Source organism: Pseudomonas sp. LBUM1676 (assembly GCF_059695605.1).
Genome location: NZ_CP166777.1, coordinates 3,725,412 through 3,745,409, shown reverse-complemented (window position 1 = coordinate 3,745,409; position 19,998 = coordinate 3,725,412). Strand labels below are relative to the sequence as shown.

16 protein-coding genes and 2 tRNA genes are annotated in these 19,998 nt (G+C 60.8%); 11 read left to right on the top strand and 7 right to left on the bottom strand.

Going from position 1 to position 19,998, the window contains the following annotated elements; translation table 11 throughout:
* Window position 1: 1 nt before the first annotated feature.
* Window positions 2–781 (bottom strand): enoyl-CoA hydratase-related protein, encoded by a 780-nt coding sequence (locus ACA041_RS17335; RefSeq protein WP_497434478.1) that lies wholly within the window; start codon window positions 779–781, stop codon window positions 2–4.
* Between the two features lie 75 nt (window positions 782–856).
* A complete protein-coding gene (gene gbd, locus ACA041_RS17330) occupies window positions 857–1,996 on the bottom strand; it encodes a 4-hydroxybutyrate dehydrogenase (RefSeq protein WP_497434473.1) in 1,140 nt (379 codons plus the stop codon).
* A gap of 176 nt (window positions 1,997–2,172) precedes the next feature.
* Here gbd and ACA041_RS17325 point away from each other — a divergent pair, with 176 nt between their 5' ends.
* The 4 genes from ACA041_RS17325 to ACA041_RS17310 all read left to right on the top strand — a co-directional run bounded on the left by ACA041_RS17325 (window position 2,173) and on the right by ACA041_RS17310 (window position 6,887).
* Window positions 2,173–3,099 carry a LysR family transcriptional regulator gene (locus tag ACA041_RS17325; RefSeq protein WP_497434468.1) on the top strand — a complete coding sequence of 309 codons (927 nt, stop codon included), beginning with the start codon at window positions 2,173–2,175 and terminating at the stop codon, window positions 3,097–3,099.
* A gap of 368 nt (window positions 3,100–3,467) precedes the next feature.
* A complete protein-coding gene (gene nirB, locus ACA041_RS17320; protein ID WP_497434464.1) occupies window positions 3,468–6,029 on the top strand; it encodes a nitrite reductase large subunit NirB in 2,562 nt (853 codons plus the stop codon).
* Complete coding sequence (nirD, locus tag ACA041_RS17315; RefSeq protein ID WP_497434459.1) at window positions 6,029–6,406, top strand: nitrite reductase small subunit NirD; 378 nt, start codon at window positions 6,029–6,031, stop codon at window positions 6,404–6,406. The genes nirB and nirD overlap by 1 nt, the downstream gene beginning before the upstream one ends.
* A gap of 40 nt (window positions 6,407–6,446) precedes the next feature.
* The gene (locus ACA041_RS17310) at window positions 6,447–6,887 is read left to right on the top strand and encodes a CBS domain-containing protein (RefSeq protein ID WP_497434455.1); all 441 of its coding nucleotides are present in this window, start codon (window positions 6,447–6,449) and stop codon (window positions 6,885–6,887) included.
* Between the two features lie 128 nt (window positions 6,888–7,015).
* On the opposite strand, the gene ACA041_RS17305 is transcribed toward ACA041_RS17310, so the two are convergent.
* A complete protein-coding gene (locus ACA041_RS17305) occupies window positions 7,016–7,363 on the bottom strand; it encodes a hypothetical protein (RefSeq protein WP_497434451.1) in 348 nt (115 codons plus the stop codon).
* Window positions 7,364–7,668: 305 nt separating this feature from the next.
* Between ACA041_RS17305 and ACA041_RS17300 the strand changes: the two genes are divergently transcribed.
* Both ACA041_RS17300 and ACA041_RS17295 read left to right on the top strand, forming a co-directional pair.
* Window positions 7,669–7,742: transfer RNA gene (locus ACA041_RS17300), tRNA-Cys, on the top strand.
* 194 nt (window positions 7,743–7,936) lie between these two features.
* A tRNA-Leu gene (locus tag ACA041_RS17295) sits at window positions 7,937–8,023 on the top strand.
* Between the two features lie 508 nt (window positions 8,024–8,531).
* Here ACA041_RS17295 and ACA041_RS17290 read toward each other — a convergent pair.
* Window positions 8,532–9,461: a LysR family transcriptional regulator gene (locus ACA041_RS17290; RefSeq protein ID WP_497434449.1), complete on the bottom strand. Its 930-nt coding sequence runs from the start codon at window positions 9,459–9,461 to the stop codon at window positions 8,532–8,534.
* A gap of 181 nt (window positions 9,462–9,642) precedes the next feature.
* On the opposite strand from ACA041_RS17290, the gene ACA041_RS17285 reads away from it, so the two are divergent.
* From ACA041_RS17285 to ACA041_RS17265, 5 genes are all read left to right on the top strand, one after another.
* On the top strand, window positions 9,643–10,671 hold the full coding sequence (locus tag ACA041_RS17285; protein ID WP_497434446.1) for an alpha/beta hydrolase: 1,029 nt from the start codon (window positions 9,643–9,645) through the stop codon (window positions 10,669–10,671).
* Window positions 10,672–10,794: 123 nt separating this feature from the next.
* Window positions 10,795–11,925, top strand: coding sequence for an MFS transporter (locus tag ACA041_RS17280; protein WP_497442099.1), 1,131 nt, complete (start codon window positions 10,795–10,797; stop codon window positions 11,923–11,925).
* Between the two features lie 24 nt (window positions 11,926–11,949).
* On the top strand, window positions 11,950–12,438 hold the full coding sequence (locus tag ACA041_RS17275; RefSeq protein ID WP_497434442.1) for a cyclophilin-like fold protein: 489 nt from the start codon (window positions 11,950–11,952) through the stop codon (window positions 12,436–12,438).
* A gap of 79 nt (window positions 12,439–12,517) precedes the next feature.
* A complete protein-coding gene (locus ACA041_RS17270) occupies window positions 12,518–13,015 on the top strand; it encodes a (R)-mandelonitrile lyase (RefSeq protein ID WP_497434438.1) in 498 nt (165 codons plus the stop codon).
* Window positions 12,993–13,754: a carboxymuconolactone decarboxylase family protein gene (locus tag ACA041_RS17265; protein WP_497434432.1), complete on the top strand. Its 762-nt coding sequence runs from the start codon at window positions 12,993–12,995 to the stop codon at window positions 13,752–13,754. The genes ACA041_RS17270 and ACA041_RS17265 overlap by 23 nt, the downstream gene beginning before the upstream one ends.
* Window positions 13,755–14,712: 958 nt before the next feature.
* Here the strand turns inward: ACA041_RS17265 and ACA041_RS17260 are convergent.
* The 3 genes from ACA041_RS17260 to ACA041_RS17250 form a co-directional block, all read right to left on the bottom strand.
* Window positions 14,713–15,684: a WD40/YVTN/BNR-like repeat-containing protein gene (locus ACA041_RS17260; RefSeq protein ID WP_497434427.1), complete on the bottom strand. Its 972-nt coding sequence runs from the start codon at window positions 15,682–15,684 to the stop codon at window positions 14,713–14,715.
* A 14-nt stretch (window positions 15,685–15,698) separates the two neighbouring features.
* Window positions 15,699–18,059, bottom strand: a complete 2,361-nt coding sequence (locus ACA041_RS17255) for an efflux RND transporter permease subunit (protein ID WP_497434422.1) — start codon at window positions 18,057–18,059, stop codon at window positions 15,699–15,701.
* Window positions 18,060–18,126: 67 nt separating this feature from the next.
* The gene (locus ACA041_RS17250; protein WP_497434417.1) at window positions 18,127–19,989 is read right to left on the bottom strand and encodes a DUF1302 domain-containing protein; all 1,863 of its coding nucleotides are present in this window, start codon (window positions 19,987–19,989) and stop codon (window positions 18,127–18,129) included.
* Window positions 19,990–19,998 lie beyond the last annotated feature (9 nt).

Below are 19,998 nucleotides of genomic sequence, written 5' to 3'. Positions count from 1 at the left end.
GTCATTTCCCCTTGAACTGTGGTTTGGCTTTCGCGATGAAAGCGTTCAGGCCGATCTGAAAATCTTCGGTGTCGTAGCAGCTGTAACTCGCGTCAATCTGCTCGACTGTGGGTGCAACGCCGGCTTCCAGCTGACGCGCGGCCTGGCGATGCCAGCGGGCGACGAGGGGCGCACCGTTGCTGATGCGCCTGGCGCTGGCGAGGGTTTCGGCTTCGACCTCGGCATCGGGCACCACGCGGGTCACGAGGTTTTTCACATAGGCCTCGTTGGCATCGAGAATGCGACCCTCCAGCAGGATTTCGAGGGTGGTCGAGCGACCGGCCAGCGCCACCAGGCCAGCCATTTCGTCATAGGACATGACCAGGCCCAGCTTGCCGACCGGCGCACCGAAGCGGCTGGTAGTGCCGCAGATGCGCAGGTCGCACAGGGCGGCGATTTCCAGGCCGCCGCCGACGCACACGCCGTGGATCATGGCGATGACCGGGTGCGGACAGTCGGCCACTGCGCGCATTGCCGCCGAGGTGACTTCGGCATAGACCCGGGCCTGAGCCTGGTTGGCGCGGACGGTCGGGAACTCGCCGACATCGGCGCCGGCGGCAAAGGCATGTTCACCGGCGCCGCGCAACACCACGCAGTGTACGGTGGCGTCAGCGGACAGCTCGGTCATGACGTCACCCAGGTCCTGCCACATGGACAGGGTCAGGGCGTTCATTTTTCCCGGGTGGCTGAGGGTGACGATGGCAATGGTGTCTTGCCGTTCGATAAGGACAGTGGGGTTCATGATGGTTGCGCGGGCGTCGAACCAGGTTCGACGAGGCGGCTGCCTCCTGTTTTATTGTTGTGGGATAGCGGCTGGTTACAGCGACTGCTGGAGCATCGACAGGTAGTCCGCGGACGATGCTTCGCGGGGGTTGGTCTTGTGGCTGTGATCGTGCAGCGCGCCTTCGACGATCCCGGCAAACAGGCTCTCGTCGACACCGATCTCGCTCAGGCGGGTCGGCAGGCCCAGGCGGCGGGTCATGTCTTCGATGGCTGTGCCTATGTTCGCGCCGGCCTCAAGGCCCATGGCGTGGCGCAGGCGTTCGAGCTTGCGTTCGTCGCGAACCGTGGGCGCGTTGGTGTTGAAGTCCACCACCGCGGGCAGAAAGATCGCGTTCAAGGTGCCGTGGTGCAGCTTCGGATTGATCCCGCCCAAGGCGTGGGACAGGCTGTGCACGCAGCCCAGGCCCTTCTGGAACGCGAGAGCGCCCTGCATCGAGGCACTCATCATGTTCATCCGCGCTTCGCGGTCACCCGGTTCGGCGGTGGCGCGTTCGATGTGTTCCCAGGCGCGCCACAGGCCATCGAGGGCGATGCCATCCGCCGCGGGGTTGAAGGCCGGCGCCATGAAGGTTTCGATGCAATGCGCGATCGCGTCCATGCCGGTGGCCGCGGTGAGCATGGGCGGCAGGCCGAGGGTCAGTTCGGGATCGCAGATGGCCACGCGAGGCACGACATGAGGTGAGATTACGCCCACTTTTCGACCATCGTCGAGGATCAGGATGGCGCCGCGCCCGACTTCGCTGCCGGTGCCGGCAGTGGTCGGAATCGCGATCAGCGGCGCAGTGGCCGAGGTGATGCGATCCAGACCGCCTTCGATCACCGCGAAGCTGTGCAGCGGGCCATCGTGGGTGGCGCAGACGGCGACGCCCTTGGCCAGGTCGATGGAAGAACCGCCGCCGACGGCGATGATGCCGTCGCACTCGCCGAGGTGGTATTGCGCCACGGCTTGGCGCACGACCTGTTCGTTCGGGTTGGGCGGGGTGGCATCGAAAATCGAGGGGATCAGGCTGCCACCGAGGGCGGCGATGACCTTATCGACGATGCCGGCGCGGCGCACGCCGATGTCAGTGACAATCAGCGGCCGGGTGATGCCGGCGCGCTCGGCTTCCGCGGCCAGTTGCTGCAGGCTGTCGTAGCCGAACTGGATCTTGGTGACGTAATTGATGAGGGACATGATTCACCACAAGTTATACAGGATTGTTGTTGTCGCAATCGGTCGGGTGGCAGGAGGGCTCTCGCGCTCTGGTCAAACCCATTGCATTGCCTGGTTGTGGAGTGGACTATAGGGCCGTCGCGGCGAGCCCCGATACTGACAACTTTCGATACCTCTATAACTTTTAGTTAACCCTGATGACGCCCTCACTGAACTCGATCATGTCCCGGCTGCACATCAAGCAGCTGCGTTTGTTGATAGCCCTGGATGAGCACGGCTCCTTGCTGGGCGCGGCCAAGCAGGTCGCGCTGACCCAGCCCGGTGCCAGCAAGGCCCTGCAGGAAATCGAAACCACGTTCGGTACCTCGCTGTTCACCCGCACTAACCGCGGGTTGGAGCCAAACGATGCCGGGCGCTCGGTGATCCGTTACGCACGCTTGATCCAGACCGACCTCGCGCACCTGCGCGAAGAGATCATCGGCATCATGAGCGGCGAGGGCGGGCGGGTGTCGGTCGGCACCATCATGGGCGCGGTACCGCTGCTGACCACCGCGATCAGCCGGGTGATTGCCGACCACCCCAAGTTGTCCATCGAGATCGTCGAAGACACCAGCGCCGCGCTGCTCAGCCAGCTGGATGCAGGGCGCCTGGACCTGGCGATCTGCCGCACGACCGTCAGCACCACGCCCTATCTGTATGAGAGCTCGACCTTCGTCGAGGAGACCCTGGCGGTAATCGCCAGCACCCAGCATCCGTTCGCCTATGCCCGGCGTTTGACCCTCAAGGACCTGGTGGATTACCGATGGGTGGTCTATCGCGCCAACATGCCCATGCGTCTGCTGCTGGAACGGGAATTCCACGAAGCCGACCTGCGCTTTCCGGTGCACCTGCTGGAGACGACCTCGGCGTTCGCTACCCTGTCGCTGCTCCAGGAAAACCCGACCCTGGTCGCGCTGGTGTCGACTGACGTAGCGAAATTCTGCACCGGCTACGGTTTCACCACTACGCTGCCGTTGCCCATCACCTCGCGCAGCGAACCCTATGAGCTGGTGTCGCGCAAAGGCGTGCCGGACTCGCCGGCGGCCAGGCTGTTGCGCGAAGCCTTGCTCAATCCGCCCCGTTGAACGCTCCGGTGCGCCTGCGTGCACTTTTATAAAGCCCCGCTGCATCCCGCTGCACTATGCGAAGGCAAAACCCTGGAAGTTGATCCCTGTGCCATTTCAGCGCCAAGCGCCTGATACGCGGGCTCGAAGCGGTGTCTGACATATCTGGCACAAACGCTGCATAAACATTGGACAGGCCCCCCGCGAACACAGTCGAGTGGGCAGCCCCCTCGGTCAACGACGATCGATGGGTGGGCAACATCGGTGGATCAGGCATAGACGTCTGGATTCAACACCGCAAAAGAACAGGCAAAGACGCCTGGAACCGCAAGGTTTCAGGCGTTTTTTTTTGCTTTTTGAACCGTGATGGGCTTAGCCGGGTGCTACTTATGAATTCCAATGTTGCCGCGTTGAACAAGCTGCAAACGCTGATCGTGATCGGCAATGGCATGGTCGGACATCATTGTGTCGAACAGCTGATCGAGCGCGGTGCCCTCGATCACTATCAGCTGCACGTCTTCAGCGAGGAGCCGGTGCGCGCCTACGACCGCGTGCATCTTTCCGAGTATTTCACCGGCCGTGATGCCGAATCGCTGGCGCTGTCGGATGCGTCGCTGTACCAGACCCCGGGCGTCACGTTGCATCTGGGGGTGGCGGTGCTGGAAATCGACCGCGCCCGGCGCCAGGTGATTACAGCGCAGGGTTGCGTGGCCTACGACAAGCTGGTGCTGGCGACCGGGTCCTATCCCTTCGTGCCGCCGATCGAAGGCGCCGAGGGCGACTCGCGCCTGGTCTATCGCACCCTTGAAGACCTCGACGCGATCCGTGCCGCGGCAGCCAACGCCCGGCGCGGCGTGGTGGTCGGTGGTGGCCTGCTCGGCCTTGAAGCCGCCAACGCCCTGAAAAGCCTGGGCCTGGAAGCCCATGTGGTGGAGTTCGCGCCACGGCTGATGCCGGTGCAGCTGGACGAGATGGGTGGCCTGGCGCTCAAGTCGCAAATCGAACGGTTGGACGTCGGCGTGCACCTGTCTCGCGCCACCCAATCGATCAGTGCGGGTCAGGACTATCGCTACCGCATGAACTTTGCCAACGACGAATTCCTTGAAACCGACCTGGTGGTGTTCTCCGCCGGGATCCGCGCCCAAGATGCGCTGGCCCGTCAATGCGCACTGGAGATCGGTCCGCGCGGTGGCGTGGTGATCGACGATGAGTGCCTGAGCATCGACCCCGACATCTACGCCATCGGCGAGTGCGCCTCCTGGAACGGCAGCCTGTTCGGCCTGGTCGCACCGGGTTACCAGATGGCGCGCAGCGTCGCGGCGCGGTTGTGCCATCAGGTCGCGGAGCCGTTCATGGGCGCCGACATGTCGACCAAGCTCAAATTGCTTGGGGTCGATGTCGGCTCCATCGGCGATGCCCACGGCCACACCCCGGGCGCGCGCAGCTATCAGTTCATCGACGAAACCAGCGCCAGCTACCGGCGCCTGGTGGTGGATGCCACGGGCAAGCACGTGCTGGGTGCGGTGCTGGTCGGTGACAACAGCTATTACGACACCCTGCTGCAATACATGCAGAACGCCATTGCCTTGCCGGCCGAACCCGCCAGCCTGATTCTGCCATCGTCCGAAGGCGCGCCGACCCTGGGCCCGGGCGCGTTGCCCGAGTCGGCCACCGTGTGCTCGTGCCATAACGTCACCAAGGGTTCGATTTGCTCGGCCATCGACGGTGGCTGCACCGACCTCGGCCTGCTCAAGGCGCAGACCAAGGCCTGCACCGGCTGCGGCGGCTGCGCCGGGCTGCTCAAGCAGGTGTTCGAGCATGAATTGATTGCCCGTGGCGTCAGTGTCGACAAAAGCCTGTGCGAACACTTCGCCTATACCCGCCAGGAGCTCTATGCCCTGGTGCGGGTAGAAGGGGTGATCACGTTCGAAGAACTGCTGGCCAAGCATGGCCGTGGCCACACCGGTTGCGATGTGTGCAAGCCGGCCGTGGGTTCGATCCTCGCTTCGTGCTGGAACCAGCCGATCATGGACGCCTCGCTGGTGCCGCTGCAGGACACCAACGACACCTTTATGGCCAACATGCAGAAGAACGGCACCTATTCCGTGGTACCGCGCATCCCCGGTGGCGAAATCACCGCCGACAAACTGATCGCGATCGGCGTCGTGGCGAAGAAATACGACCTCTACACCAAAATCACCGGCGGCCAGCGGATCGACTTGTTCGGTGCGCAGTTGCACGAACTGCCGGACATCTGGGCCGAGCTGATTGAAGCGGGCTTCGAAACCGGCCACGCCTATGGCAAATCGACCCGGACGGTGAAGTCCTGCGTCGGCAGCACCTGGTGCCGTTATGGCGTGCAGGACAGCGTGCAGATGGCCCTGACCATCGAGGACCGCTACAAAGGCCTGCGCTCGCCGCACAAGCTCAAGTTCGCCGTCTCCGGCTGCACCCGCGAATGCGCCGAAGCCCAGAGCAAAGACGTGGGCGTGATCGCCACCGAGAAGGGCTGGAACCTCTACATTGCCGGTAACGGCGGCATGCGTCCGCGCCACGCCGAGCTGTTCGCCACCGATCTCGACGACGCGACCCTGATCCGCTACATCGACCGCTTCCTGATGTTCTACATCCGCACCGCCGACAAACTGCAGCGCACCTCGGTCTGGCGTGAAAGCCTGGAAGGCGGCCTGGACTACCTCAAGGACGTGATCATCCACGACAGCCTGGGCCTTGGCGTCGAACTCGAGTCGCAGATGCAACTGGTGGTCAACCGCTATGAATGTGAATGGGCCAATGCCCTCAAGGACCCGGAAAAACTCAAGCGCTTTCGCACCTTCGTCAACGATAAACGCCCGGACCCGGACATCCACTTTGTCCAGGAACGCGGTCAACGGCGCCCGATCATGGCCGCCGAACTCAACCTTATCCCGGTCACCGAGGAGATTGTCTGATGAGCCAGTCCACTACCCAACGCGTCGAGTCCCTGGCCAACACCGATGTCTGGCAAACGGTGTGCGAGCAACAGGATCTGGTCTGCAACTCCGGCGTGGTCGTCTGGCTTGACGGCGCCCAAGTGGCGCTGTTCTACCTGCCAAGCGTGCACGGCAAGACCCTGTACGCCATCGACAACCATGACCCGCAATCCGGGGCGAATGTCATCGGCCGCGGCCTGGTCGGCAGCATCAAGGGCGACCTGGTCGTGGCCTCGCCGATCTACAAGCAGCACTTCCGTCTGGAGGACGGCAGTTGCCTGGAGTACCCGCAGCAGCGTTTGCGGGTCTGGCCGGTGCGCTTGAATGGCGGTGTGGTGGAAGTCGGAGTGGCCTGAGAGTAATCAAGGCCAGCGCACAACAAAATCGGAGGCACTGATGAAAACAGCCGCACAACTGCTCAAACTCAAGGTCGTGCATAACCAGCACGTGCATAGCATCGCACCGGACCAGATGGTGCTTGAAGCGCTGAAGTTGATGGCCGAGAAGAATGTGGGCGCACTGCCGGTCATCGAAGCAGGGCAGGTGGTCGGCGTGATCAGCGAGCGCGACTACGCGCGCAAGGTGGTGCTGCAGGGGCGCTCCTCGGTCGGTACGCCGGTGCGCGACATCATGAGCGCGCCCGTGGTGACCGCGCAGAGCCAGCAAAGCATCGAGCGTTGCATGGAAGTCATGACCGACAGCCACCTGCGCCACCTTCCGGTGGTGGAGGGCGGCGAACTGATCGGGCTGTTGTCGATCGGGGATCTGGTCAAGGAGGCCATCGTCGAGCAGGCCGATCTGATCCGGCAACTGGAGCACTACATTCGCGGGCACTGATCGGCCCGGAGCCTGATGCCGTGGGTGCTGCTGGTGTTGGGAGGCCATGCGCGAGTTGTTTCCGGCCTTCGTGTTACGTGGGTAACGGGAATGCGCATCAATTTGCCGTGGTCGCCGACAGCGCAGGCTCAGGGCGCGTAGCGCTTGCGGAATCGCTCGGCACGATCGACGCTGTCGTTCATCTGCGCCGCCGCGTGAACTGTCAGTGGATGCTGGGTGAAGCCGGGGCGGGGTGAAATGTAGGCCGCCATTTCCCGGGCGATAGCCAGTTGCTGAGGCGAACCTTGTGTCAGCAAGGCAATGACCAGATTTTCCAGGGCAATCACCCGGACACGCAAGTGCACCAGTTCGGCATGGGTCAACTCCGGTGGCGTGGTGAAGGCCTGCGCTTCGAGTGATTCTTGCGCGCCTTGATCTTCCCAGGTCGACAATGGGAGTGGGGCGTGTTCATCAGGGGGGAGGTTTTTATCAGGCATAAGAGGCAGCTCCAGGTCATTTCACGTGGCTGCCAAAAGTCTAGCTTCAAGACTGCCAGTGAGTGAGCCCGCGTGCTGTCGATCCCACACCGCAGGCCTGAACGGTCGCCCTGAAAACCCGCAATCCACGCGGTAGAAATTTTTTTGAAATCAAGGGGTTGCCAGCCTCGGGAAATCAGTACATAATTCACGCCATCGAAAGCACTGACCGCTGAAAAAGCTCAATGTTTTCAAGGAGTTAGATCGAGATCTTGCTCCAAGTTTGTACGCATTTGATGTTGTGCTACATGACATCGGATGTTTGAGGCCGAGTAGCAAAATGGTTATGCAGTGGATTGCAAATCCACCTACGCCGGTTCGATTCCGACCTCGGCCTCCACTTTAAACAAGCTCCGTAGATCTATGATTTACGGAGCTTTTTTATTTGCATCGTCCAGCAAGATTTAGTCTTGAAATGGGCCTTTGCGAACTTGCTTCACCGGGGCGGGATGTATATATTTCCACCTCTGTTGCATTAGCGTCAGAACTGCTGATTGGTTATTTGCAGTATTCAGACCGCTTCACCGCGCTACCGCCCGAATGGCGAAACTGGTAGACGCATGGGACTTAAAATCCCCCGCTCGTAAGGGCGTGCCGGTTCGATTCCGGCTTCGGGCACCATGAATATCAAGGGCTTACCGTTTTCGCGGTAAGCCTTTTTTGTTGGGTGCGGGTTTTCGTGTCTATACGGTGTCTGTTAGACGGGCACGCGGAGAAACAGGCATCAGCGGTCCCACTTTGGGACACGGCGAGGTGCGGAACCAACCCAATCGCAAATCGGCCATGACTGCTAATGGCCGATTTCTGCCCGTCGCGAAGGGCAGAAATCGACCCAAAGCTGCCCCTCCCGGAGGGAAGCAGCCGGCCAAAAGCGGACATGCCCTTTGCGCATTTGCCCTTGTAAAACGTCATTGCATTGCCTCCATTGCAGCGTCAAAACCTCAGCTCGAACCCCAGCGCTTCAGAGCCCTGCCCATTGCCCTTAAAGCTTTACTGATATCTCAGATAATCATCGTGCCGTCAGCATCTTAAGTGGGTGAACCATTGGCCGAGTTCGGCAAGAATGGCGATCTGCATGTGCCCTTGCAAACGCTAGGCGTTACTCCGGTGCTCGCCCGAACCGTCGTGGTCACGCATCCGTGCCAGTCAGGCTGTCATCTGGTGGCAAGCGATCCACCCGTAATGCATCAACGACCAGCGAAAATGCCTGGGAAGGTTGCCGGCGGCTGGGGTAGTAAAGGTGAAATCCGCCAAAAGGCTCACACCAGTCTTCCAGCACTCGAACCAGACGGCCTTGAGCCAGTTGTAAGGCAAACTCGTCCTCGGGCAGGTAAGCGATGCCCAGCCCGCTGGCCGCTGCATCGGCAATATGGGTCGTGGAGTTGAATACCAATTGGCCGGCTACCCGCACTTTCAGCTTCTTGCCCTGACGCTCGAATTCCCAGGCGTCCATGCCGTCATAAGTAGGGAAACGTATGTCGATGCAGCGATGCGCTGCCAGGTCGCGAGGGTGTTCAGGGGCGGGGTTTTGGGCGAAATAGCTTGGCGCTGCCACGACCGCCATTCGTATAGCCGGGCCGATGGGCACGGCAATCATGTCTTGGGCCACCGTGTCGCTGAAGCGCACGCCGGCATCGAAGCGGTCGGCAACGATATCGCGAAAGCCATAGTTGATATCGAACTCCAGCTTGATATCCGGGTACATCTGCAGCAGTGGCGTGAGCTTGGGTAGCAGTGTGGTCTTGATGATGTTGTCACCGCAGGTGATCCGCACCGTGCCGGCCGGCTTGTCGCGCAACTCGGTCAAGGCCTCCACTTCGGCTTCGATTTCATCAAAGCGATGGCCCACCGCATCCAGCAGCCGCTCACCCGCCGTAGTCAGAGAAACGCTTCGCGTGGTGCGGGTAAGCAAGCGAATTTTCAGACGTGCTTCCAGGGCTGAAACCACCTGGCTCACTGCCGATTGGGTCACCCCAAGTTGCACCGCAGCGCGGGTAAAGCTGCCCACGCGCGCCACGGTCACAAAGGCCAGCAGGTCGTTGAAGTTTTGTTTAGCCATAGCGATCCCACTCGGACGATTGATTAGGTCTGCTTATATCCGCATTAAGCACTCATTAGCTAATCAAAATCTCATTACTCAGCAACAATAGCTGGCATCCCAGCCCCTCTTGCGTGAAGAGGGCCGAGCCCGCGCTAACTGCCTGTGTCGCCGTTAGCTTTCCTCTGAAAAGGACGCCCCAATGAAAAGACTTCTCGTGATGCTCGGGTTTCTGTTCAGTTCATTCACCGCGTTAGGAGCCGATATGCCCCACGGTGCAGATAATTTCTTCAAAAGTGACAAGGTGACCGCGCAGAAGGTCAGCTTCAAAAATCAATACCAGCTCAATGTGGTGGGCAATCTGTTCATCCCTAAGGGTCTGGACAACGCTGCCCGTAGCCCGGCCATTATCGTTGGCCACCCCATGGGCGCGGTAAAGGAGCAAAGCTCCAACCTGTATGCGCAAAAACTCGCGGAACAGGGTTTCGTTACCCTGGCGCTGGATTTGTCGTTCTGGGGCGAAAGCGAAGGCAGCCCACGCAATGCAGTGCTGCCGGACATGTACGCCGAGGACTTCAGCGCCGCCGTGGATTATCTCGGAACTCGGCCCTTTATCGACCGTCAGCGCATCGGTGTTCTGGGTATCTGTGGCAGCGGTAGCTTTGTGATCAGCGCGGCCAAGATCGACCCGCGCATGAAAGCCATCGCCACTGTCAGCATGTACGACATGGGCGCCGCCAACCGCAACGGTCTCAAGCATTCGCAAACCCTTGAGCAGCGCAAGCAGGTCATCGCAGCGGCGGCCGAGCAGCGTTATGTGGAGTTCACGGGCGGCAAGATCGAATACACCGGCGGCACTGTGCAGGAGCTCAATACCGATACCCACCCCATTCAGCGCGAGTTCTTTGACTTCTACCGCACCCCGCGTGGCGAATTCACCCCAACAAGCTCCTCGCCGCAACAGACCACCCGCCCGACGCTGAGCAGCAACACCAAGTTCATGAATTTCTACCCATTCGTAGATATCGAGAGTATTTCGCCCCGCCCGATGCTGTTTGTCGCAGGTGAAAACGCCCACTCCCGCGAGTTCAGCGAAGAGGCGTTCCGCCTGGCGGGTGAACCTAAAGAGTTGGTCATTGTGCCTAACGCCGGCCATGTCGATCTGTATGACCGGGTGAACCTGATCCCTTTCGCCAAGCTGACCCAGTTCTTCCAAAACCACCTGAAGTAACCGGCAACTACCACAGAGGCTATTCGATCTACGATGAACAACACTTGCGCTGACACCCAATTGGGCGCTACCTCCGTCAGAGAAACAGGCACGCGTGCCAGTAGCTGGGGCGGCGTTTATGCGATGACATTGTGCGTGTTCGCGCTGATCGCATCGGAGTTTATGCCCGTCAGCCTGCTGACGCCGTTGGCAGACGACCTGCAGGTGAGCCAGGGCTTGGCAGGCCAGGGGCTGGCCATCTCCGGCGCGTTTGCAGTGTTGGCCAGCCTATCCATCAGTTGGATCGCCGGCAGCGTCAACAGAAAGACCCTGCTGTTGGTGCTGACCGGTTTGATGGCAGTGTCGGGCGCCGTTGTGGCACTTGCCCCGAACTACCTGACCTACATGGTCGGGCGCGCCCTGATTGGCATGGTGATCGGCGGCTTCTGGTCGATGTCGGCAGCCACCGCGATGCGCTTGGTTCCGGCCAGGCAGGTGCCCAGGGCGTTGGCGGTTTTCAACGGCGGCAACGCCCTGGCAACGGTGGTGGCGGCGCCGCTGGGCAGTTATCTGGGATCGGTCGTAGGTTGGCGTGGTGCATTTCTCTGTCTGGTTCCGGTGGCGCTGATCGCCCTGGTCTGGCAATGGATCAGCCTGCCAAGTATGCCAACGCAGGAGCGCTCGCCGGGTGCGGGTAATGTTTTCAAGCTGCTGAAAAATCGTACGGTGGCGCTGGGAATGGCTGCCAGCGGCCTGTTTTTTATGGGCCAGTTTGCGCTGTTCACTTACCTGCGCCCGTTTCTGGAAACAGTCACCTTGGTCAACGTACCGACCCTTTCCTTGCTGCTATTGGCGCTCGGCGTGGCTGGCTTTTTTGGCACGACGATGATCGGCGCAGTGCTGAGACGCAGCCTCTACGGCACCCTGAGTACGATTTCACTGCTGATGGCCGTGATTGCTTTGACGCTGATTCCTGCTGGCACTGGGGTTATCGCCGTGGGGGTGTTGCTGGGGCTCTGGGGGTTTATCGCAACGGCAGCGCCAGTGGGCTGGTGGAGTTGGATCGCGCACACCTTGCCACACCACGCCGAGGCGGGCGGTGGACTGATGGTGGCAACCGTGCAGTTGTCCATCGCATTGGGCTCCACCGTGGGCGGCGTACTGTTTGACACTCTCGGCTACCAGAGCACTTTCATCGCCAGCGCAGCGCTGCTGATGCTGGCCGCCTTGTTGACGTTTCTAACCTCCCGTTCGCCGGTGTCGCACACCCGGTGACCATCCATTCGACGGAGCAAGGCCATGCATACGCGCAGTCTCGGCACCGATTACTCCCCAGGCTGGAAGGGCTTCTGGTTGGCGGCATTGATGCCATTTGCCCTATCGACTTTACCCCTCGCCGCTGCGACGGCTATCGCAGGCCCGTCAACAGGCATGGAGAACACCACGATGTGGATGACCGTCGGCCAACAGCGCTTCGCCATATCCCTAGAAGATAACCCGACCACTCGGGAGCTTGTCGCCCGATTGCCGCTCAGCCTGGACATGACCGAGCTGCACAGCAACGAAAAGTACGCCACCTTAGATCATCCACTCCCCACCCAAGCCTACCGGCCCGGAACCATCCACAACGGCGATTTGCTTTTGTACGGCACCGACACCTTGGTGGTCTTTTATCAAACCTTTACTTCGTCCTACTCCTATTCCCGTCTCGGCCGCATCGACAAGCCGGCAGGTCTTGCCAAGGCCCTGGGTCGCGACGATGTACGTGTGACATTTTCCGTTGATTAGGGTTGCCATGGTCAGCGCGACCTGCACTTCTCAAGCGCTGCACACCAGCCCCCACTAAAACGTGACACCGGAGTTTTCCATGACGCCCATACACTCAACCTCACCCCTAGCCGCACTGGCGCTGCTCTCTGCCACGTACTTCGCGCCAGTTGTCGCGGCAGAGCAGAACCCGAACAGCCAGCAAATCACTCGTGCGGGAGAGCAGGCCTCGGTGACGGGGCCTGCCGAATATTTCACTGGCCGCGTAAGGGTCGACCCCTTGACGGCTGCAACGGCCGAAATCAGCACCTCAACGCTCTACGTCACCTTTGAGCCTGGTGCGCGTTCGGCCTGGCACACGCACCCTGCTGGACAATATCTGGTGGTGACAGCGGGGGTAGGGCGTACTCAGGAATGGGGCAAGCCCGTGCAAGAATTACTTCCGGGTGATGTGGTTTGGTGCCCGCCGGGGGTTAAGCACTGGCATGGCGCCGCGCCGTCGACTGCCATGACGCATATGGCTATCACCGGCACGAAAAACGGTAACAACGTAAATTGGATGGAGAAAGTGAGCGATGAACAGTACCCCGCCAAGTAAGCGCTGCCCTGTCCGGTTGGGGGCGCTGGGCTTCGTACTCCTAGCCACTTTTGCCTGGGCCCCGATCTCCAGCGCCAATACCTCCCATAAACCGGAGATACAAACAGTGCGAGAGAAGACTTTAACCGCCAAGCAACAGGCCATCGCCCCTATCGGCGCCAGCATGGCCGTCGGCGATATGCCCCGTTTGCAGGACGCGCTCAATCACGGTCTCGATGCCGGGCTGACGATTAGCGAGAGCAAGGAGATCCTGGTTCAACTCTATGCCTATGCTGGGTTCCCGCGCAGTCTCAATGCCCTGTCGCTGCTGATGAAAGTCCTGCAAGAACGTGCCGCACGGGGTATTCATGATGCGCCGGGACGCGATCCAGGCCCTGTTCCCTCGGGGCGCGCTTTGCTCGACCTGGGCACCGACAATCAAACCCGGCTGTTGGGCTTGCCGGTGTCAGGCCCGCTGTTTGAATTCGCCCCCGCCATTGATCAGTTTTTGAAGGGCCACCTGTTTGGCGACATCTTTGCCCGCGACAACCTTGAATGGGCTGACCGGGAACTGGCCACCGTCGGGGCCCTCGCGGCGATGCCAGGGCTAGAGCCGCAGCTAGAGTCGCATCTGAAGATCAGCATGAATGTTGGCCTGACAGTACAGCAACTGCATCAGGTGGCTAGCGAACTGAAGACAGGCGGTGAGTCGGATGGAGCTAAGCGTATTTTAGTGGCCTTGGAGAAAATCAGCGGCTGAACGCGGTATCAGGCAGGGAGTGATTGATGAGCTGGCTAATTACAGTTATCACCGTTTAACGGTTCTTATTTGGAGACCGGCCGCTAACTACTTATGCAGAGGTGTCGGTAAATCAGGTATCGCTTGTCATCTCGCGGATCGGCGACTTCGGCATAAGTACAACTCGCTTGGAAGTATGAAGACTCCTTAACAATGCCGAGGGGGTTTGCGTTGATGCTAGCTTTGCTCGCAGAACGAGTTGGCGAACGTCTGCTTCTGGCCGATTGCGTTGAAAAAGTCGGCTTCGGTTTCCACGGCAGAAAAGTGCGCGTCTGTGATTGAAATCTGTGTTTAGTGCAGAAGGTTGAGGACTCAGATTTGAAGTGTCGGCGTGCCAAAAAGACGCTTTCACCGCTTGAAGCATGGGTAAGCAGGCCGGGTCGACTTTTTCAACACAATCGGCCGAAAGCGGCCGGTCGTGTGAACTGCAGCAATCGACCCTAAGCACACAGTGAGGCTGAGCCAGCCACTGGTACGTACTTGGACGTAAGCGAATTGTTCGATGCGCTTTACCTCTCTTGTGTAGTGGTCTAATGAAACCGGACACCCATTTAGGCGCATTCGTAACTGCTTTCCTTGCAGCCTTCACATAGCCCATCAGGATCACCGGCGCCTGCGCCCTTGTCACAGCGGTGTAGATGAAGGCGTGAGACAGCGCCTGTGATTTGCGCAACGGCACGATCACTCGCCTAACGCTGGTTGCTCAGGGCACCGTCCAGTGGCTTCAGTTCAAGGCCTGGAGGTGTCTACCGTTCAGGGGGTAGTCCAACCTGCCTTCAACGGTGTCTACGAAACTAGAGGCGATTCATTTCGCCTTGAATGAATCGCTTCATTAAGACAGGCCTTGCGATGAACCCGATGGGATCACCGCAAGGCAAATGGCCGCGTTCTGTACAGGTACTGTGTCGGCCTGAGCAACTCATTGCCGCGATGACAGCCGCTGATGCAACACACCCTGTGGACTGAACAATGTCAGTTGATCGTCATCCACAGCCAGCAGCGCAGAAAGGTTCACGCGGTCTTCACGAATCGCGCTACTGAAATGCTTTAGGTCAGCATCCGCGACGCTCACCAGCCCACCATTACCAACCACCACCACGCGGCCATCGGCCAACTGGATCACGGCGGTGATCGCCTCCTGGCTGCCGCTGTCCAACTCGCGCCAGGAATCGCCGCGGTCTTCGCTGAGCAGCACCCGCCCGCTCATGCCAGCCAGTAGCACGCGGCCGTCGCGCAATGTGATGCCGCTCCATAACGAGCCACTGACGCCGGTATCCAACGCCTCCCATGTCACACCGTTGTCGCGCGAGCGGTACGCGTTGCCGCCCTCCGCGGCGATGAACAGGCTGCCATCCGGTGCGGAGAAGATGTGATTGAGGTGATAGTCATCATCGTTCGCACCCAGGCTCAGGCGTTGCCAGCTCTGACCACCATCCTGGGTCTCGCTGGCGTAGCCATAGGCACCGGTGACTATGCCGTGGCGGGTGTTCTCGAACCAGGCGGAAAGCAGTACGGGTTTGTCTTCCAGGCGCTGCTGCAGAGTCCAGTTCTCGCCAGCATCGCTGGTGTGCAACAGCACGCCGCCATGACCGACCGCCCAACCATTTTGCGCGTCGGCGAAACTAACCGCGGTCAGCAGCGTATCGACAGGAACCACCCTGGCTTGCCGCCAGTCCTGCCCCCCCTCGGAGAGCGCCACGACACCATAATCGCCCACCGCGACCAGGCGCTCGCCGGCCTGGCTCACCGCCACCAGCGGGGCGTGTTGTGCTTGGGTTTGGCGCATGGCGGGAGTCCGTTCAGCGGCACGGCTGTAGAGGACCATGTTGGCGCCTGCCAGCAAGGCGCAAACCAGCAGCAAACGCACGGGAGTGAAGTCTCTCTTGGGCATTTCGTGTCCTCCAATCAGTGCGCAACCAGAGGCGCGCAAACCGGCCCCCGACGCGGAATCAGCACATCCAGCATCACTGCGATGGCCGGTAACAGGGTAATCGCCATCAGCATGTTGACCATGAACATGAAGGTCAGCAGTAGCCCCATGTCAGCCTGGAACTTCAGCGCCGAGAACGACCAGGTGGCCACACCGATGGACAGGGTGATGGCCGTGAAGATGGTCGCCACGCCGACCTCGCGCAGCGCCAGCTTGAAGGCGCTGGCGATGTCCAGCCCCTCGGCCAGGTGCAGCTGCAGACGGTTATAGATGTAGAAGGCGTAATCCACGCCGATGCCGACCGCGAGCACCATCACCGGCAAAGTGGCGACAGTCAGGCCAATATCCAGCGCCTTCATGAAGCAGTAACCGAGAAAGGTGGCCAAGGTCAGCGGCAGGCAGCAGGCGACCATCGCTCGCCAGTCGCGGTAAACCAGAAAGACCAGCAGCACGATGGTCAGGTAGACGTAGAGCATCATCGGCAGCTCGGAGCTTTCGACGATCTCGTTGGTGGCCGCCTGCACCCCGGCATTGCCACTGGCGAGGCGCACGTTTACCCCCACCATTGGGTGCTCGGCGCGGTATTGCTGAACGGCCTCCACCACGGTTTTCAGGGTGCTGGCCTTGTGGTCGGCCAGATACAGGTTGACCGGCAGCAAGCTGCAGTCTGCGTTGTACAGCCGCAGCCCCTCGGGTACCTGGCGCACCGCTTCACCGAGTGACAGCTCATCCGCCGGTAGCGCCACCCATTTCGGATTGCCCTCGTTGACTCCGGAGGCCGAGAGCTTGGTCAGTACAGGCAACGACTGCGCCGAGAGAACACCCGGCACATTGGCCAGGTACCAGGTCAGCCGGTCGATGTAGGCCATCACCTCGTGCTGATAGCAGCTGTTCTGCGGCGTTTCCACCGCGACTGTGAAGAGATCCAGGCCGAGACCAAAATGGCTGACCACGCTTTCCACGTCTTTGTTATAGCGCGAGTCGATATGCAGCTCCGGCGCGCCCGGCAGGACATGGCCGACATGCCGACCCTGGCTCTGCCACACGGCGGCGACCAGCAGCACCAGACACAGCACCGCCCCGATTGCCGCATTACGCGTCTCGGCGATGCGCCCGAGCTTGAGCATGGCGCCGTCACGCCCGCGGCGAAGTCGATCGACGCGTCTCACATAGGCCCGATCGAAGCGGAAATAGCTGGCCAGCACCGGCAGCATGATCAGGTTGGTGACTATCTTGTAGGCCACCCCAACCGAGGCGGTGATCGCCAGTTCGCGAATCATTGGGATTGGCACCAGCACCAGCGTAGCGAAGCCGACGAAGGCGGTGATCAGCGCCAGCGTGCCGGGAATCAGCAAGCCGGAGAAGCTGCGGCGCGCGGCGGTCATGCCATCGGCGCCGGCGCAGACCTCCTTGGAGATGAAGTTGACCTGCTGCACGCCATGGGACACGCCGATGGCGAACACCAGGAAAGGCACCAGGATTGCCAGCGGGTCGAGGCCGAAGCCGAGCAGCTTGATGGTGCCGAATTGCCAGACCACCGACACCAGCGAACAGCACAGCGGCAGGAAGGTCAACGCCCAGGAGCGGGTGTACCAATAGACCGCCAGCACGGTGAGCAGGAACGCCAGGGCGAAGAAACCCATCACCGACGTGGCGCCAGCGCCGATGTCGCCCATCTGCTTGGCGAAACCGATGATCTGCACCTCGTACTGGTCGTCGCCGTACTTGGCCCGCACTTCGTCCTCCAGGCGCTGGCTGAACTCCAGGTAGTTCAGGCGTTGGCCGGTCTGTGGGTCAGGATCGGCCAGCTCGGCCAGCACCATGGCCCCGGAGTAGTCGTTGGCCACCAGGCTACCGACGAAGCCGCCGACTAGGGTGCGCTCACGAATGCCGACTATGGCCTGGTCGCTCAGAGTGGCAACGGTGACGTCGCCCCCCACCACATCCTCGGCCTTCATGCCCTCTTCGGTAATCTGTACCGCGCGGGTGTTAGGGGTCCACAGCGAGGTCACCGTGCGGCGGTCGATGCCGGGCATGAAGAACAGGCTCTGGGTCAGGTCGTTGAGCTTGGTCAGCGCCTCCTTGTTCCAGATATCGCCGTTCTTGGCGTGCAGCACCACGATGATGCGATTGGCGCCGAACAGCACGTCGCGGTACTGGTTGAAGGTCTTGATGAACTCGTGCTGCTGCGGCAGCTGCTTGTCAAAGCCGGCAGACATGCGCAGCTGCGCGGCGAAGCCGCCCATCACCAGGGTCACCAGGGCCAGCACGCCGAGGGTGGCAAGACGATTACGGAAGAAGAAGCGCTCGAGGCCGAGCACCAGGGAAGTCAGCATGGTTACGCCTTCCTGAAATTACCAAGCGAACGGAGCAGGGCGGGACTGGCCCACCTTACGCCGGCGGTCAGAACGAGTAGGAAATGTTGCCGCTGATGAAATCGCGGTCAGTCATCAGGTTGTTGTCGCCGCCGCCCCAGTACTGCACCCACTGCAGGCCACCCTTCCAACGGTCGCGGTAGTTGAACAGCACGGAGCTGGTCAGCGACTTGCGGCCCTCGACGAACGGCAGCGCGTTCGGCGTGGTGCCGTTGACGTCGTGGTAGAAGTCCAGCTGCGGCGTGAGGGTGATACCGCTACCGTACGCATTCGGGTAGTTGATGCCCATCTCGGCGACGTAGCCCCAGGAGGTTTTGTCCGGCAGTGAGTAGTCCGGAAGCAGGTATGGCGTCTCGCCCGAGGTGTCCAGATCCGGGTAGTGGGTGACGACCGCCTCGGTCAGCAGGAAGCCGTCGGAGGCGCCCAGGCTCCCGGGAATGAAACCCAGCGGGTCGCTGGCCGAGAAGCTGTAGACGGCATTCACATGTGCCTGCCATTTCTTCTCTTCGACATAGCCCTTGCTGACGCCGTTGTCGTACACGCTGAATTCATTGAACCGGCCGGTGAAGGCCACGCCAAAGGGCACCAGGGGATCAATGCTGACGCTGTCGTTGGGCCGGTAGGACAGCTCCGCGCCGACCGCTACCGGTCCGACCATGGTGTTCATCGACAGGCCGAACAGATTCTTGTCTTCGCCATAGTTGATGAAGTAGTTGTCGACCAGCAGGGTATCGGGGGAGCGGGTGGCCGTGTAGCCGACGAAGGGCAACTTGTCATGGTAACGCTGGTAGAACACGCCGAACTCGGTCTCGATCTCCTCCGCGGTCCAGCGCAGGGCGATGCCGTACTGCCCACTGTTTTTCGCTTCATGCCTGCCGGCGTAGGGAATCGCCAGCCCCGTGGCGAACATCTGCTCGTCGCTCAGGCCGCTGATGCCTGGCGCGCCGCAGCGTCCCGTGGGCGTCAGGTCGGCGCAAGTCAGGCCGAGCAAGGGGCTGAAGACATTGTTGACGAAGCTGGTCGAGAGGTAGATCGGCAGATTGCCTTCACCCACCACATCGCTCCCCGAGTAGTAGGTGCCCACCGGGTCGATGCCATAGGCGTTCCACTTGAACTGGTAGTAGGCCTCAACGCTGAGGGTCTCGCTCAGCCCGAGGTTGAACGAAGCCATAGGTGCCGGGATAAACACCTCCTTCAATTGGGTGCCGGGGGTGTGGTAGTTCGGAAGGTTGATGGCGTTGATCTGGTTGATGCCACCGGTCACGAAGATTTCCTCGCCCCAGCTGATCACCTGGTTGCCGACCTTGACCTTGGCTGGCATCTCACCCAGGTCGAAACTCTTCGCCACCCAGAGGTCGAGCAACTCCAGGCGCTCGGTGGCTTCCCGCTTGGCGTCGTCATCCAGTTCGGTGTTTCGGGTGTCATCCATCTTGAAGTCTTTCGCCCAGGCGACCCGGCCGAGTGCGCTCCAACCCTCACCGAGTTTCAGGCTCAACTCATGGTTGCCCTTGATCACGTGCGAGAAGACATCGTGCTTGTTGTAGTTGAGGTTGCCATCGTCAGCATTGCTGTAGCTGATATCGGCGTTGGCGTAGCCATTCCCTTTGCTCAGATTGTAGAAGCGCCCGGTCTGAGTCTGGGTGCCGTTGTTACAGCCACCGCTGTCGCCGCCGAGGATATGGCAGTCCTGCGGCTCCAGGCGCTGAGCGAAGCCATAGGACAGACTCGAATCCAGGCTGCCGGATATCCCCGCGTCCGAGCCGAAGCGAAACGCGTGGCCCGGTGCGCTCCAGACCAGGCCGCAGGCCGCCATCATCAGCAGGGTCAGGTTGTTTTTGACACGCGGGAAGCCCGGCGCGGCAAGGGCCGCGCCTTTATTTTTGTTATGCATGAGCTTTTC

Bases quoted from the DNA above. Each gene is read 5' to 3' on its own strand.
- ACA041_RS17260 (WP_497434427.1), bottom strand. From the start codon at position 15,684: ATGCCCAAGAGAGACTTCACTCCCGTGCGTTTGCTGCTGGTTTGCGCC.
- ACA041_RS17250 (WP_497434417.1), bottom strand. From the start codon at position 19,989: ATGCATAACAAAAATAAAGGCGCGGCCCTTGCCGCGCCGGGCTTCCCG.
- ACA041_RS17325 (WP_497434468.1), top strand. From the start codon at position 2,173: ATGACGCCCTCACTGAACTCGATCATGTCCCGGCTGCACATCAAGCAG.
- ACA041_RS17335 (WP_497434478.1), bottom strand. From the start codon at position 781: ATGAACCCCACTGTCCTTATCGAACGGCAAGACACCATTGCCATCGTC.
- ACA041_RS17255 (WP_497434422.1), bottom strand. From the start codon at position 18,059: ATGCTGACTTCCCTGGTGCTCGGCCTCGAGCGCTTCTTCTTCCGTAAT.
- ACA041_RS17285 (WP_497434446.1), top strand. From the start codon at position 9,643: ATGAAAAGACTTCTCGTGATGCTCGGGTTTCTGTTCAGTTCATTCACC.
- ACA041_RS17270 (WP_497434438.1), top strand. From the start codon at position 12,518: ATGACGCCCATACACTCAACCTCACCCCTAGCCGCACTGGCGCTGCTC.
- ACA041_RS17290 (WP_497434449.1), bottom strand. From the start codon at position 9,461: ATGGCTAAACAAAACTTCAACGACCTGCTGGCCTTTGTGACCGTGGCG.
- gbd (WP_497434473.1), bottom strand. From the start codon at position 1,996: ATGTCCCTCATCAATTACGTCACCAAGATCCAGTTCGGCTACGACAGC.
- ACA041_RS17305 (WP_497434451.1), bottom strand. From the start codon at position 7,363: ATGCCTGATAAAAACCTCCCCCCTGATGAACACGCCCCACTCCCATTG.
- nirD (WP_497434459.1), top strand. From the start codon at position 6,029: ATGAGCCAGTCCACTACCCAACGCGTCGAGTCCCTGGCCAACACCGAT.
- ACA041_RS17275 (WP_497434442.1), top strand. From the start codon at position 11,950: ATGCATACGCGCAGTCTCGGCACCGATTACTCCCCAGGCTGGAAGGGC.
- ACA041_RS17265 (WP_497434432.1), top strand. From the start codon at position 12,993: ATGAACAGTACCCCGCCAAGTAAGCGCTGCCCTGTCCGGTTGGGGGCG.
- ACA041_RS17280 (WP_497442099.1), top strand. From the start codon at position 10,795: ATGACATTGTGCGTGTTCGCGCTGATCGCATCGGAGTTTATGCCCGTC.
- nirB (WP_497434464.1), top strand. From the start codon at position 3,468: ATGAATTCCAATGTTGCCGCGTTGAACAAGCTGCAAACGCTGATCGTG.
- ACA041_RS17310 (WP_497434455.1), top strand. From the start codon at position 6,447: ATGAAAACAGCCGCACAACTGCTCAAACTCAAGGTCGTGCATAACCAG.